The sequence below is a fragment of the Frateuria sp. genome (assembly GCF_035944355.1).
GTDB lineage: Bacteria > Pseudomonadota > Gammaproteobacteria > Xanthomonadales > Rhodanobacteraceae > Frateuria_A.
The window spans coordinates 130,515-144,745 of the sequence record NZ_DASZBH010000004.1; the positions used below are offsets into that span (position 1 = coordinate 130,515).

Below are 14,231 nucleotides of genomic sequence, written 5' to 3' on the forward strand. Positions count from 1 at the left end.
AATTAGAGCGTGCGGAGCGGGGTGACCCGCCCCGCACGAGCGTCAGGCACGTCCGTAGACGTCGTCGAGGCGGACGATGTCGTCTTCGCCCAAGTAGCTACCCGACTGCACTTCGATCAGCTCTAGCGGCACCTTCCCGGGATTGCGCAGGCGGTGCACGCTTCCCAGCGGGATGTAGGTGCTCTGGTTCTCGCCGAGCAGGAACACTTTCTCGTCGCAGGTCACCTCGGCTGTGCCCGAAACCACGATCCAATGCTCCGCGCGATGGTGGTGCTTTTGCAGGCTGAGGCTCGCGCCGGGCTTGACCACGATGCGCTTGACCTGGAAACGGTCGGCCGCCTCGAGCGAGTCATAGCTGCCCCAGGGGCGACGCACGACGCGATGCAGCGAGTGCTCACTGCGCCCGCGGCGCTTGAGCTCCTCGACCACCTGCTTGACCTGCTGGGCCGCATCGCGGCGGGCGACCAGAGTGGCGTCCGGCGTGCTCACCACCACCAGGTCGTCTACGCCGACAGCGGCGATGAGATGGCGATCATGCGAGCGCAGCAGGCAGTTGTGGCTGTCGAAGGCGAGCGTGTCGCCCTCGCTCAGGTTGCCATCCGGGTCGCGCTCGCCTGCCAGCCACAGAGCCGACCAGGAACCGATGTCGCTCCAACCGCAAGATAATGGGACCACGGCGGCGCGGTCGGTTTTCTCCATGACGGCATAATCGATGGAGTCCTCCGGCACCCGTGCAAAGGTGTCGGCATCGACGCGGGTGAAGTCCAGGTCGCGGCCCGCCGCGGCGTGCGCTGTACGCACGGCGGCCAGCATCTGCGGCGCGTGGGTCTCGAGCTCCTCCAGGTAGTGCGCGGCGCGGAACAGGAACATGCCCGAGTTCCAATCGTAGCCGCCGTCCTCCAGGTATCCCCCGGCCGTCGCCAGGTCGGGCTTCTCGACGAACTGGCCGACGCGGAAGCCACCATGCGGCAGCGGCTCGGCACGCCGGATGTAGCCGAAGCCCGTTTCCGGGCGATCCGGCCGAATGCCGAAAGTGACCAGCCAGCCTGCGTGGGCGAGCGGCAGCGCAGTGCGCACGGCTTCCAGGAAGGGTGCGGTATCGCAGATCAGGTGGTCGGCCGGTAGCACCAGCAGCGTGGCGTCCGGATCGCGCTCCAGTGCGGCCAACGCACCGAGCGCGATCGCCGGGGCGGTGTTCCGGGCGAGAGGTTCCAGCACGATGGTGGCATTCTCGATGCCTGCTTCGCGTAGTTGTTCGGCCGCGAGGAATCGATGGTCATCGGCGGCCACCACGATGGGCGGCGCCAGATCCGGCAAGCCACGGGTGCGCTCAAGCGTCTGCTGGAACAGCGTGCTTTGGCCGGCCAGTTTCAGGAATTGCTTGGGCAGGTTCTGGCGCGACACCGGCCACAGCCGGGTGCCGCTGCCGCCACTGAGGATGAGGGGGGTCAACATATTTGGTCCTTCAAGATTTCGTGGCTGACCACAGCGGGTTGCCTGCTAACTGATCCATTACTTCGTGCAAGCCCGTTTGCCAGTCCGGCAGGCGAATACCGGCCTGCCGCTCGAAGGCGGTGTTGTCGAGCACGGACCAGGCCGGCCGGCGGGCAGGCGTGGTGTACTCGGCAGTGGTGATCGGAACCACCCGCGGGCGGCGATCGAGCAGCCCGCGGGCTTGGGCCTCCTCGAAGATCGCGCTGGCAAAACCATGCCAGCTGGTGTGCCCGCCTGCTACTAGGTGATGCGTGCCGTGCAGTGACGCGCGGGCTCTAGGCTCGGCGATCCATCGGTCCAAGGCCGCCAGGCTGGCGCGCACGATAAGCGCCGTGGATGTCGGGGCGCCCAACTGGTCTGCCACTACGCGCAGCTCCTCGCGCTCGGCTCCCAGGCGCAGCATGGTGCGCAGGAAGTTGTGGCCATGGGGTGCATATACCCAGGCGGTGCGCAGGATAAGGTGATCCGCGCCGCTGGCGCGCAGTGCCTCCTCGCCGGCGAGCTTGCTTCGGCCGTAGGCACCGAGTGGTCCGGTCGGGGCGTCGACGGGGTAGGGCGTGGTCGCCATGCCGTCGAAGACATAGTCGGTGGAGTAGTGCAGCACCACCGCGCCGTGCGCGGCGGCCCAGGCGCCTAGTTCACCGACCGCCTCGCCGTTGATGCGCGTGGCCAGCGCTTCTTCCTGTTCGGCGCGGTCGACCGCGGTGTAGGCGGCCGTATTGACGATTACGTCGGGGCGCACGCGCTCGAGCAGTGGCGCCAGGCTTGCGGAGAGATCGCCGATCTCGCCGTGCTCGCCATTCCAGAGCACGCCGTCGCGCGAGGCGGGCACCAGCTCGCCGCGCGCGGCCAGGCCGCCGTCCTCCGTGAAGCTGCGGCCGAGCTGACCATTGGCGCCCAGCAGCAGGATCTTCACGGGGTGAACGCCGGCAGCCGGTCGGCCGGCACGTCCTTGAGGAATGGGGCGCGCGTGTCCTTTTCCGACAGCAGCGGTGCGCTGACTGGCCAGTCGATACCGATATCAGCATCGTTCCAGCGGATGGCGGCGTCGCCCTCGCGGTCGTACAGCGCGGTGCACTGGTAGCTGAAGGTGGCGAACTCCGACAGCACGCAAAAGCCGTGCGCGAAGCCCTCGGGGATCCAGAAATGGCGATGGTTGTCGGCGGTGAGCATCACGCCGGCCCAGCGACCGAAGGTCGGCGAGCCGCGGCGGATGTCCACGGCGACGTCGTAGACCTCACCCTCCAGCACGCTGACCAGCTTCCCCTGCGGGTTGGGCCATTGGTAGTGCAGCCCGCGTAGCACGCCCTTGGCGGAGCGCGAGACGTTCGACTGCACGAAGCGCCGATCGATGCCGGCTTCGCGGTACTTCGCTTCGTTGTAGCTCTCGTAGAAGAAACCGCGGGCATCGCCGAATACCTGGGGCTCGATCACCAGGGCACCGGGCAGCGAGGTTTCGACCACCTTCATCGCACGGCGCCCTGTTCGACGAGGTTCCTGAGATAGCCACCGTAGCCTGTCTTGGCCAGCGGTTCGGCCAGGCGCAGCAGTTGCGCCTCGTCGATCCAGCCCCGCAGGTAGGCGATCTCCTCCGGACAGCACACCTTCAGGCCCTGGCGGTGCTCGATCGTCTGGATGAAGTTGCCCGCTTCCATCAGCGACTCGTGCGTGCCGGTGTCGAGCCAGGCATAGCCGCGGCCGAGCTGCTCCAGATGCAGGTTGCCCTGATCAAGGTAGCAGCGGTTGAGGTCGGTGATCTCCAGCTCGCCACGCGGGGAGGGCTTGAGCGAGGCGGCGTAGTCGCACACGCGGCTGTCATAGAAATACAGGCCGGTGACGGCATAGTTCGATTTGGGCTGCGCGGGCTTCTCCTCCAGGCCCACCACGCGACCCTCGTCGTCGAACTCGGCCACGCCGTAGCGCTGAGGATCACGCACCCAGTAGCCGAACACGGTAGCTCCCTGCTCGCGCGCAGCCGCGCGTTGCAGGCGTTCGGTCAGCCCCACGCCATAGAAGATGTTGTCGCCCAGCACCAGGCAGCTGGGCGCTCCATCGAGGAACTCGCGGCCGATCAGGAAAGCCTGCGCCAGGCCGTCGGGCGAGGGCTGCACGGCGTACTGGATGTTCATGCCCCACTGCGAGCCGTCGCCCAGCAGGCGCTGGAACAGTGCCTGCTCGTGCGGCGTGTTGATGACCAGCACTTCGCGGATGCCGGCGAGCATCAGGATCGCCAGCGGGTAATAGATCATCGGCTTGTCGTACACCGGCAGCAGCTGCTTGCTGATGCCCTGGGTGATCGGATACAGCCGCGTGCCGGACCCGCCGGCCAGGATGATGCCCTTGCGTGCGCTCATGCGTGGTTCCTCACGATCCCAGCCGTTCCATGCGGTAGCTGCCGTCCAGCACGCGCTGCACCCAGAGCTGGTGCGCGAGGTACCAGTCGACGGTCTGCGCGATGCCGCTCTCGAAGGTCTGCGTGGGAGCCCAGCCGAGCTCATCCTGCAGCTTGCTCGAGTCGATCGCATAGCGGCGGTCGTGGCCGGGGCGGTCCTTGACGAAGGTGATCAGGGACTCGCGCGCACGCCCGTCGGCGAGCGGCCGGCGGGCATCGAGCAGCGCGCAGATGGTCTTGACCACGGTGATGTTCTCGCGTTCGGCATTGCCGCCCACGTTGTAGGTCTCGCCCACGCGGCCGGCTTCGAGCACACGCCGGATCGCGCTGCAATGATCGCCCACGTAGAGCCAGTCGCGAATGTTCCTGCCGTCCCCGTAGACCGGCAGCGGCTCGCCGGCGAGCGCCTTCTGGATGGTGAGCGGGATCAGCTTCTCGGGGAACTGGTAGGGGCCGTAATTGTTGGAGCAGTTGGTGGTGAGCGTGGGCAGGCCGTAGGTATGGTGGAAGGCTCGCACCAGATGGTCGGAGGCGGCCTTGGAGGCGGAATAGGGCGAATTGGGCGCGTACGGCGTGGTCTCGGTGAACTTGCCCTCGTCACCCAGCGAGCCATACACCTCGTCGGTGGACACGTGCAGGAAGCGGAATGCTTCGCGCGCCGCGCCTTCCAGGCCACGCCAGTAGTCGCGGGCGCATTCGAGCAGACCCAGAGTGCCCACCACGTTGGTTTCCACGAACGCGGCCGGACCGTCGATCGAGCGGTCCACGTGCGACTCGGCCGCGAAGTTCACGATGGCCTGCGGCCGGTGCTCCGCCAGCAGCTTGGCGACCAGTTCGCGGTCACCGATGTCACCCTGAACGAACAGGTGGCGGTCGTTGCCCTCGAGCGAGGCGAGGGTATCGAGGTTGCCGGCGTAGGTCAGCTTGTCCAGGTTGACCACGCGCAGGCCATCGGCGACCGCCTGCAGCACGAAGTTGGCGCCGATGAAGCCGGCGCCGCCGGTGACGAGCAAGGTTTCCATTGGCTCAGAGGGTCCCAGTCCAAACACGTATTGTGCACCGAATTCGGGGGTTTTCCGAGCACGGTGCACGTCCCCGCTTGGTGGAAATTAAGGCAATCCGACGGTTCGCAGTTAAGATGTCGCCCCCACACCCGCGCCGGCGTCCGACGGCGCCAAGCGAAGGATCAGCCATGACCAAGAAAGCCGACGCGCCCCTGGGGCTCGGAACCCGTGCCATCCATGCCGGCCAGCATCCGGACCCGAGCACTGGCGCGATCATGACGCCGATCTACGCCACGTCCACCTACGTCCAGGAGAGCCCCGGCAAGCACAAGGGTTACGAGTACTCGCGCACGCAGAATCCAACCCGAATGGCCTACGAGCGCTGTGTGGCCGATCTGGAGGGCGGAGCGGCCGGCTTCGCCTTTGCCTCAGGCCTGGCAGCCGCGGCAACGGTGCTGGACCTGCTCGACTCGGGTAGCCACGTGATCGCCATGGACGACCTGTACGGCGGTAGTTATCGATTGTTCGAACGCGTGCGCCGGCGTTCGGCGGGGCTCGATTTTGACTTCATCGACATCAACGATGCCAAGGCGCTCAAAGCCGCGCTCAAGCCGAACACCCGCATGATTTGGGCGGAGACGCCGACCAACCCGATGCTTAAACTGGTAGACCTAAACAAGGTGGCGGGGTTCGCGAAGAAACATGGCCTGATCTTGGTGGTCGACAACACCTTCTGCTCGCCGATGGTGCAGCGGCCGTTGGAATTTGGTGCGGACCTGGTGCTGCACTCGGCGACGAAGTATCTCAACGGTCATTCGGACATGGTCGGAGGGATTGTGGTAGCCGGCAACGACGAACTCGCCGAGCGAATGGCCTTCCTGCAGAACTCGGTCGGTGCCATTGCCGGACCCTTCGATGCGTTTCTCGCCATGCGCGGCCTGAAGACCTTGCATCTGCGTATGAAGGCGCATTGCCAAGGCGCCATGGAACTCGCGCAATGGCTGGATAAGCACCCGGCCGTGGAGCGGGTGATCTACCCGGGCCTGAAGAGCCATCCGCAGCATGCGCTGGCCAAGCGCCAAATGGATGGCTTCGGCGGCATTATTACCATTGAGGTCAAGGGTGGGTTGAAAAAAGCCCGCCGCATGCTGGAGCGTTGTGAGCTGTTCGCACTGGCCGAGTCACTCGGCGGCGTGGAGAGCCTGATCGAGCACCCGGCGATCATGACCCACGCTTCGGTGCCGGCCGCCAATCGCAAGCGATTGGGTATCAGCGACGGATTGGTGCGGCTGTCGGTTGGCGTGGAGGACGTGGCTGACCTCCGCGAGGAACTGGGATCGGCTTTGCGCTGAAACTGGCCGACCGGTTGCTGACTGTTACCTGTCGCTACGACGGAAACACCGTGAGCCGGTGTGGCGGATAAGGTAAGGCTTTTCGTTTACAAGTTGGGTGCTTGATGGTGCCGAACTTCCCATTTCAAAGGCAAGCAGTATCCAAATGATTTCAGCCTATCGTCTTGCCGACCCGCTTTCGCCGTACCGGTCGTTGCATCGGCACAGCGCGCTCGTATTGCAAATGGCCAAGCGCGATGTGATCGGACGCTATCGCGGGTCGTTCATCGGGCTGCTGTGGTCGTTCTTCAATCCATTGCTGATGCTGGCAATCTACACGTTTGTGTTTGGCGTGATTTTCAAATCGCGCTGGGCCGGACAGGTCGGGGGACACGTCGAGTTTGCCGTCATCCTGTTCGCGGGATTGAACATCAACGCGATGTTTGCGGAGTGTCTGAACCATGCACCGACATTGATCGTGGAAAATACCAATTTCGTGAAGAAGGTCGTTTTTCCGCTGGAGACGCTATCTTGGAGCACGCTGGGTTCAGCGCTGTTCCACCTGCTGATATCGACCATCGTGCTGCTCGTGATATCGGTATGGGCAAATGGTTCGATTCCGTGGACAGTATTGCTGTTTCCGGTCGTGCTCGCGTGCTTCTTACCGTTCGTGGCTGGTGCAATCTGGTTGCTGGCGTCGCTCGGCGTGTTTTTGCGTGATCTGAAGCAGGTCACGGGCATCATCACCATGGCGCTGATGTTTCTGGCGCCAATCATGTATCCCCGCAGCCTGATCCCAGTGCAGTATCGAGGCTGGATGGATCTGAACCCGCTGACGATCATCGTGGAATCCTCCCAGGACGTGCTTGTCTGGGGCAGGCAGCCATCCTGGATCCATCTTGGTTTGTACGCGCTGTTTTCCTGCCTGTTCGCTTGGTTGGCATTTGCATGGTTCGAGCGCAGCCGCAAGGGATTTGCCGATGTCCTGTGATGCGCTGAGCGTGCGTGTCGAGGGTCTGGGCAAGCGCTATGAGATTTACGCGCAACCCACCGATCGACTCAGGCAGATGATGCTGCCACGCCTATGGCGAATAATCGGCAGGGCCGGTCCCGAGTACTTCAAGGAGTTCTGGGCGCTGCGCGATGTCAGCTTCGAGGTGCGACGCGGAGAGACGGTCGGCATCATCGGGCGCAACGGTTCCGGTAAGTCCACCTTGCTACAAATGGTATGTGGCACGCTGAATCCGACTGAGGGCGCTATTGATGTTCACGGTCGCATCGCCGCACTGCTCGAGCTGGGGGCCGGTTTCAACCCCGAGTTCACTGGCAGGGAAAACGTCTACCTGAGTGGCCTGCTCTATGGCATCGCCGAGCCCGAATTGCGCAAGCGATTCGATGCGATCGTGGATTTTGCGGATATCGGTAGCTTCATCGACCAGCCGGTCAAGACCTACTCCAGCGGTATGTACGTGCGCCTGGCCTTCGCCATCGCGGCGCACGTGGATGCCGATACGCTGATCATCGACGAGGCGCTCAGCGTTGGCGACGTGCGCTTCACGCAGAAGTGCATGCGCTACCTTCGTGAATTCCAGCAACACGGCACCCTGCTTTTTGTCAGCCATGATACGAGCGCGGTGGTCAATCTGTGCGATCGCGCGATCTGGCTGGATTCGGGTCGGCTGGTAATGGATGGATCGGCTCGCGATGTCGTGGAGCGTTACCTGGCTGCGCAGCACGCGGCGGATCGCGGCTCGCTCGGGGAGAAAGTGATCTTGACGGCGCACACGGCGGAGCGTGGTGCTAACAATACCTCGGCTCCCCGACTGGATGCTGCCGATGCGCGACAGGCAATCCTCAACGGTACGGTGGCGCGACGCAATCTGATCGAGATATTCGAGTTCGACATTGCGCAGACAGGTACCGAGTTCGGTGCGGGCGCCATGCGCATCGTAGATGTCCGTTTGCGCAATGAACTGGGCGAGCCATGCAGCCTGTCATCGGGTGGTGAAGTCGTCTCTGTGGAAATCGAGGCCGAGGTGCTGCAACCCGTCGTTGCGCCGATATTCGGGTTCTACATCAAGGACCGCCTCGGACAGCGCCTTTTCGGCGACAACACCTATATCAGCTATCGAGATAACCCGCGGGAGGCCAAGCCGGGCGACCATCTGATCGCGCGCTTCAGCTTCCGCATGCCGATCCTGCCGAACGGGGACTATTCGGTCGACGTGGCCGTCGCCACCGGCACGCAGGAAAGTCATACCCAGCAGCACTGGATTCACGACGCGCTCGCCTTCAAGGCACGCGAGAGCACCATGCGCTACGGTCTGGTCGGTATTCCGATGCATACCATTGAAATCGAACAGGTCGAGGCCACGGCGTGAAATTCACTGGTGAACGTTACGTACCCACAGAAGCGGGCGAGATCCGGCACGAACACCTGCACCGTTACGCATGGTGTGCTCATCTGGTCGAGGGTAAGGACGTACTGGATATCGCCTGCGGCGAAGGCTACGGCAGCGCCATGTTGGCCCGATCCGCGCGCACGGTACTGGGTGTGGACATCGCCGATGCCGCCGTTCAGCACGCCATTGCGAAATACGGCGACACGCCGCGCCTGGGCTTCAAGCAAGGGGACGCGGCGCAGATTCCTTTGCCCGATAATTGCGTCGATGTAGTGGTGTCGTTCGAGACCATAGAACACCACGACAAGCATGCAGAGATGCTGAGCGAGATCCGTCGCGTGCTGCGGCCGGATGGGCTGCTGATTATCTCCTCGCCGAATCGTATGGTCTACAGCGAGCAGGCCGGGTACCACAACGAATTCCATGTCAAGGAACTGGACTTCAGCGAGTTCGACGCTGTGCTGAAGCAGCAGTTCGACCAGGTTCGCTATTTCGGTCAACGGCTCGCCGTGGGCTCCTCCATTTTCACCTTGCAGAGCGAGGATGGCGTGCGCACGGTCGACGCATTGACCGACACCGGTTCCGAAGTTGTCGAGCGCGCAGCTTCACTGATCGATCCGGTCTATTTCATCGCGGTGGCCGGTAACCTCGATGCGCGGCTGGAGGCGCGACTGCGTCCCTCGATCCTGTATTCCGAGGCCGAGGATTTGTACACCCATCATCGCGAGGTCGCGAAATGGGCAACCCGTATCGACAGGGAGCTGCACACGCTGCGCGACACCTATGGGCGCCTGGTAAAGGAACACGAGGAAACGGTCCAATGGGCCAAGGCACTGGATGTCGAGCTCATGCAGGAGCGTGAAAGGTGCACTGATTTGAAACCGAAGCTACAGGCCTCACTGGCGCAAGTATCGCGCGGGGATGAGGAAATCACGTTGCTCCTCATGGAGAATCAGGAACTCAAGGGGCGTAACAAGGACGTCCAGCAACAGCTCGCGGGCCTGCAGGCCGCACACGCGACGTCGCAGAGCGAGTTGACTCAGATGCGAGACAATCTCGATGCCCTCAGGAAGGAACATTCACGATTGTCTATGCGTCTTGGATCGCAGGCTGGCGAGCTGGCCGAGCTGCGAGGGCTGTATGAGCGAGTCCTGCATTCGCACTCATGGAAGCTGACAAGACCTTTGCGCGGATTGAGTCGTCTGCTGCGTGGCGATTGGCGATCGCTACGGGCTACCTATGCCGCGCGTGCCAAGCTGGTATCGGGGTCGCTTGCGGCCATTGAGGTGGCGCGTGGAGCGACGGCCGCCGAGGAGTCGGCTGAAGGCCTGCTCGCAGGTCTTGCATTCGAGTCCTATGCGGAGCCGCTTGTCACCATCATCATTCCGGCGTATGGCAACCTCGCAATCACCGCAGCCTGCCTGCGCTCCATCGCGGCACATCCGCCTAGTGTGGCTTGCGAAATTCTGGTGGCTGAAGACGCCTCTGGCGATGTTGAAATGGAGGCGCTGGCTCGTGTGCCAGGCTTGCGTTACGAAGTCAATCCGGAAAACCTCGGCTTCCTGCGTTCGTGCAATCGCGCCGCCGCTTTGGCGCGAGGCCGCTACTTGTATTTCCTCAATAACGATACCGAGGTCACCGAAGGCTGGCTTGACGCGATGCTTGATGTGTTCGCGCGTTTCTCGGATTGCGGCATGGTCGGCTCCAAGTTGATCTATCCCGATGGGCGCCTCCAGGAAGCGGGCGGCATTATCTGGAGCGATGGGTCCGGCTGGAACTACGGCCGCCTACAGGATGCCGACGCGCCTGAATACAACTACGTGCGCGAAGTGGACTATTGCTCGGGCGCCTCGCTGCTGCTGACACGCGGACTGTTCGAGCAGCTTGGGTGCTTCGACGAACGCTACGCGCCGGCCTATTACGAGGACACCGATCTCGCGTTCAAGGTCCGGGAAGCGGGCAAGCGGGTCTACTACACGCCGCTTTCCACCGTGATCCATCATGAAGGCGTGTCGCACGGTACCGACGAAAACACGGGTATCAAGGCGTACCAAGCTACGAACAGTCAGAAGTTTCTCGAACGCTGGGCCGATACGTTGCAGCGCGACCATTACCCGAACGCGCAGAACGTGGTTCGCGCGCGTGAACGCAACGTACCGACTGGCACCATCCTGGTGATCGACCACTACGTGCCGCAACCGGATCGCGACGCGGGTTCGCGCGTGATGATGGAGTTCATGCGCCAGTTCATCGAGATGGGCATGAAGGTCATCTTCTGGCCCGACAACCTGTGGCGCATGCCTGTCTACACGGACCGGCTCCAGGCAATGGGCGTGGAAGTAATCTATGGCAATCCTTGGGCAGGGAAGTTTGGTCAATTCATCGCCGAACGCGGGGCGGCCATTCAGCATGTACTGCTGAGTCGCCCGCACATAGCAATCAACTACATCGACTCATTGCGCAGGCATACACGCGCGCGCTTGGTCTACTTTGGCCACGATTTGCATTTCATGCGCCTGCGCCGCCAGCAGCAGGCCACGGGCGACGTCCGGCTCGGTATTGAAGCCGACGCGATCGAGCGGGTCGAGAGGAATCTGTGGAACCGCTGCGATGTGGTCGTTTACCCGTCCGAAGAGGAGGCTGCACAGGTTCGGATTATGGCGCCTGCCGTCGAATCTTTGGCCGTGCCGTTGTATTGCTTCCGCGAACCGATGCAGGACGCTAGCTCCAACGTGGCTGAGCGCAGGGGCATTCTTTTTGTAGCCGGCTTCGGACATCCGCCCAACGTGGACGCGGCGCGCTGGCTGGTCGAGATGATCCTGCCGCACGTTCGCAAGCACCTGCCGCAGGTTCGGTTATTTCTGGCGGGATCCAACCCGACCGACGAGGTGAAGGCACTCGCGGGCAACGGTGTGGAAGTGCTCGGATATGTGGACGATGCGACCCTGGCATCGTTGTACCGTTCGGCGCGTGTCGTGGTGGCGCCGCTGCGCTTCGGTGCGGGGGTCAAGCTGAAGGTGCTGGAAGCTATGGCGCACGGCGTGCCGGTGGCGACGACGTCCGTGGGTGCACAGGGTTTGCCCGGGCTGGGCGAGGTGGTTCCTGTGTCCGACGACCCCGAGCGAATCGCCGATTCGCTGGTCGAGCTGCTGGTGGACGATCTCCGCTGGATGGCGATAGCGGACGCGGCGAAGACCTACATAGCCGAGCACTTTTCCGTGAACGTCATGGCCGAGGCGTTGCGCAGGATGCTGGGAATACAAATATAACAGCGACCGCGTCCCTATCGCGCTCGCAACTCGGTCGGACCTTGAGTGCAGCAACGGCTCAACAACAGCGGTGAGGCACGACGTAGTGCGCCGTTTTGTTTCGAGTGCATTGATATGGAGATTTCGGATGAGGACGCTGCCCGAGCGGTACATGAAGCCGACCGTAATGCTGGCCCTGGGTGTTGCCATTTATCTCCTGGCAAGCCTCTACTACTACGGCAGCGTCGTCGTATATGGACCGGATGCCGAAAACATCCTGGCACCGTTGTTCTATGACATCAGCCGCGCGATTCACCAGCATGGCTTGCTGGCCGGCATGTACGACCCAGGACAGGTCGCGGGACTGTCGTTGTGGAACACGCCTTACTTCCATCCGCTGTACCCGTTCTACTTCAATTGGCTCGGCACGGATGCAGACATCTTTGACACGGTAGCTCGGCTTCGGGTCGTCAACTTTCTTCATTTAGCCATCTATGGCACGGGCTGCTATCTCCTGTGCTGTGGCATCGGCGTGCGGCGATGGCTGGCGCTAGCCATCGGCTTGTCTAGCCCGTGGCTGCCCGCCGTGCAGAGCATGCTGAACTGGCCGCAGATACTCGCGTCGTTCTCGTGGCTGCCGTGGGTACTGGCCTGCCAAGTCTGGTTGTACGGAGATCCAGGCAGACGCAGGCGTATCGTTGCGGTGCTGGGTCTGGCTGCTACGTTCTCTCTGCTGGTGTATGCGCAGCCTGCTCAGAATATGGTCCTGACCGTCGTTGGTTCGGCGGTCATGTGGGGCTTCATGGCCATCTCCACGTGTCTTGGCGGCCAGCGCGATGAACGGGACGCCTTTGTTCGCGCGACGCTTGCCTTGGCAGTGGCTGGCGTGCTGGCTTTGCTGGTCTGCGGCGAATACTTGCTTGCTGTAGTGAGCTTTCTTAGCAAAGCAGTGCGCTGGCTAGGCGACAAGGGCGTGCTCATCGGCAGCAAGCGTATGCCGATCGACGCGATGCGCGAATATGCGCTGAGAGTGCGGGACGCAGGTGCCCTGCTGGTCTACAGCAGCAAGCATACGGTGATTGTCGGCAATCTCTATGTCGGGGCGGCAGTAGCCCTGTGTGCGGCCCTGGGTTATTTCGCTGGCCGGCGTGATCGCATGATCGGTGCCCTTCTGGCTTCGGCGCTCGTCACCGCGCTATTTTGCTTCGGACTTTTCACGCCGCTGTTGTGGTGGATACCGGTTGCGAACAAAGTGCGCGAGGTGAATTGGTGGTCGTGCTACACGGCCACCGTGCTGTTTGCGCTGGGCAGCTATGGCTTGCAGCAGTTGCTCGATGCGAGCGCAGCCGAAGTTTTTAGAGGGCGTTTTAGGAGGGCCTCGCTTTGGGGCCTGCTGATTGGGTTCGCGGCGGCGCTGTGGCTGATCCAGGCAATGCACGTAAAAATGGTGGTGATCAACGTACTATCGTTCTGCCTCAGTTTTACTCTGCTCGCAATTTGCCTGCTATTTCCGGCGCAGACCCGCAGATTCCATCCATTGGCGGCGGTAGCAGTTGTCTTCTTGGGCCTAGTCGTGCCAGTGCTTTCCTATGCGCGATTCCCGCCAAGTCAGTCGATGCTGGTGGATGCGGAACATGTGCAAACCCGTGCGGAGGCGCTGAGGATTGCCGCGTACATCACGGATGGCGAGGACTATCGTTTCGCGGTAAGTCCGAACATTGGAAACTACAAGAATTTCACCGTCACGCTGGCCAACCTCGGACTGCGCGGCATCGGTGGTGATATCAGTCCACAGGAATACGACAAATTCCGGCTGTTGTTCTTTCCGTCCCCTGCCGTCGCCAATCTATATGGCGTGAAATATCGGGTTGTTCCGGCCGTGCCACCCGTCGGTGGTGATATCAGAATCGACGATAAGATTTCCTTGCGAGTGAACCAGCACGCACTACCACGCCTGTTCTTCGTGCAGGGAGGCGTGCAGGTGGTCAAGTCGCCGGTCGATGCGCTCATGGGCGCCCCCGCTGGCGGTATTGTGCGCGTCTATGTAGCGAAGGAAGACTTGCCATCGGGCTTTGAGCCGGGGGAATACCCGTCGGACCGTGCCACGCTCACGGTTCCTACTCTGTTGGAAGATGGCCCCGTGCGTGTGCACGCGATAGTAGAAACCCGAGGGAGTGGGTTGCTGGTATTGAACGAGGACATTGCCGGTCGTTGGCGGGCGACGATCGATGGCAAGCGGGTCAAATCGTTCCGCGTGAACGGATTTCAGACGGCCTTCGTCCTGAGCGGAGTGGGCCTGCACACGATCGAGATTAGCCGGCCCGGTCATGTGTTGTAGCTGGGTGAGCACAGCAGGCGGT

At 62.4% G+C, this 14,231-nt stretch carries 10 protein-coding genes; 5 read left to right on the top strand and 5 right to left on the bottom strand.

Annotation, left to right across the window (positions count from 1 at the left end):
- Positions 1-42: 42 nt before the first annotated feature.
- From VGU03_RS01820 to rfbB, 5 genes are read right to left on the bottom strand one after another with little or no spacing between them, the layout of a single operon-like run.
- Positions 43-1,455 carry a mannose-1-phosphate guanylyltransferase/mannose-6-phosphate isomerase gene (locus tag VGU03_RS01820; protein ID WP_327478115.1) on the bottom strand — a complete coding sequence of 471 codons (1,413 nt, stop codon included), beginning with the start codon at positions 1,453-1,455 and terminating at the stop codon, positions 43-45.
- A gap of 10 nt (positions 1,456-1,465) precedes the next feature.
- Complete coding sequence (gene rfbD, locus VGU03_RS01825) at positions 1,466-2,410, bottom strand: dTDP-4-dehydrorhamnose reductase (protein WP_327478117.1); 945 nt, start codon at positions 2,408-2,410, stop codon at positions 1,466-1,468.
- Positions 2,407-2,964 carry a dTDP-4-dehydrorhamnose 3,5-epimerase gene (gene rfbC / locus VGU03_RS01830; protein WP_327478119.1) on the bottom strand — a complete coding sequence of 186 codons (558 nt, stop codon included), beginning with the start codon at positions 2,962-2,964 and terminating at the stop codon, positions 2,407-2,409. Before rfbC ends, rfbD begins: the two co-directional genes overlap by 4 nt.
- Positions 2,961-3,848 (bottom strand): glucose-1-phosphate thymidylyltransferase RfbA, encoded by an 888-nt coding sequence (gene rfbA / locus VGU03_RS01835; protein ID WP_327478121.1) that lies wholly within the window; start codon positions 3,846-3,848, stop codon positions 2,961-2,963. Before rfbA ends, rfbC begins: the two co-directional genes overlap by 4 nt.
- A 10-nt stretch (positions 3,849-3,858) precedes the next feature.
- Complete coding sequence (gene rfbB / locus VGU03_RS01840; RefSeq protein ID WP_327478123.1) at positions 3,859-4,908, bottom strand: dTDP-glucose 4,6-dehydratase; 1,050 nt, start codon at positions 4,906-4,908, stop codon at positions 3,859-3,861.
- 170 nt (positions 4,909-5,078) lie between these two features.
- Between rfbB and VGU03_RS01845 the strand changes: the two genes are divergently transcribed.
- The 5 genes from VGU03_RS01845 (at position 5,079) to VGU03_RS01865 (ending at position 14,209) form a co-directional block, all read left to right on the top strand.
- On the top strand, positions 5,079-6,242 hold the full coding sequence (locus tag VGU03_RS01845) for a PLP-dependent aspartate aminotransferase family protein (protein ID WP_327478125.1): 1,164 nt from the start codon (positions 5,079-5,081) through the stop codon (positions 6,240-6,242).
- A 145-nt stretch (positions 6,243-6,387) separates the two neighbouring features.
- A complete protein-coding gene (locus tag VGU03_RS01850) occupies positions 6,388-7,212 on the top strand; it encodes an ABC transporter permease (protein WP_327478127.1) in 825 nt (274 codons plus the stop codon).
- Positions 7,202-8,602 carry an ABC transporter ATP-binding protein gene (locus VGU03_RS01855; protein ID WP_327478129.1) on the top strand — a complete coding sequence of 467 codons (1,401 nt, stop codon included), beginning with the start codon at positions 7,202-7,204 and terminating at the stop codon, positions 8,600-8,602. Before VGU03_RS01850 ends, VGU03_RS01855 begins: the two co-directional genes overlap by 11 nt.
- Positions 8,599-11,892 (top strand): glycosyltransferase, encoded by a 3,294-nt coding sequence (locus VGU03_RS01860; RefSeq protein ID WP_327478131.1) that lies wholly within the window; start codon positions 8,599-8,601, stop codon positions 11,890-11,892. The genes VGU03_RS01855 and VGU03_RS01860 overlap by 4 nt, the downstream gene beginning before the upstream one ends.
- Positions 11,893-12,043: 151 nt before the next feature.
- The gene (locus VGU03_RS01865) at positions 12,044-14,209 is read left to right on the top strand and encodes a hypothetical protein (RefSeq protein ID WP_327478133.1); all 2,166 of its coding nucleotides are present in this window, start codon (positions 12,044-12,046) and stop codon (positions 14,207-14,209) included.
- Positions 14,210-14,231: the final 22 nt, after the last annotated feature.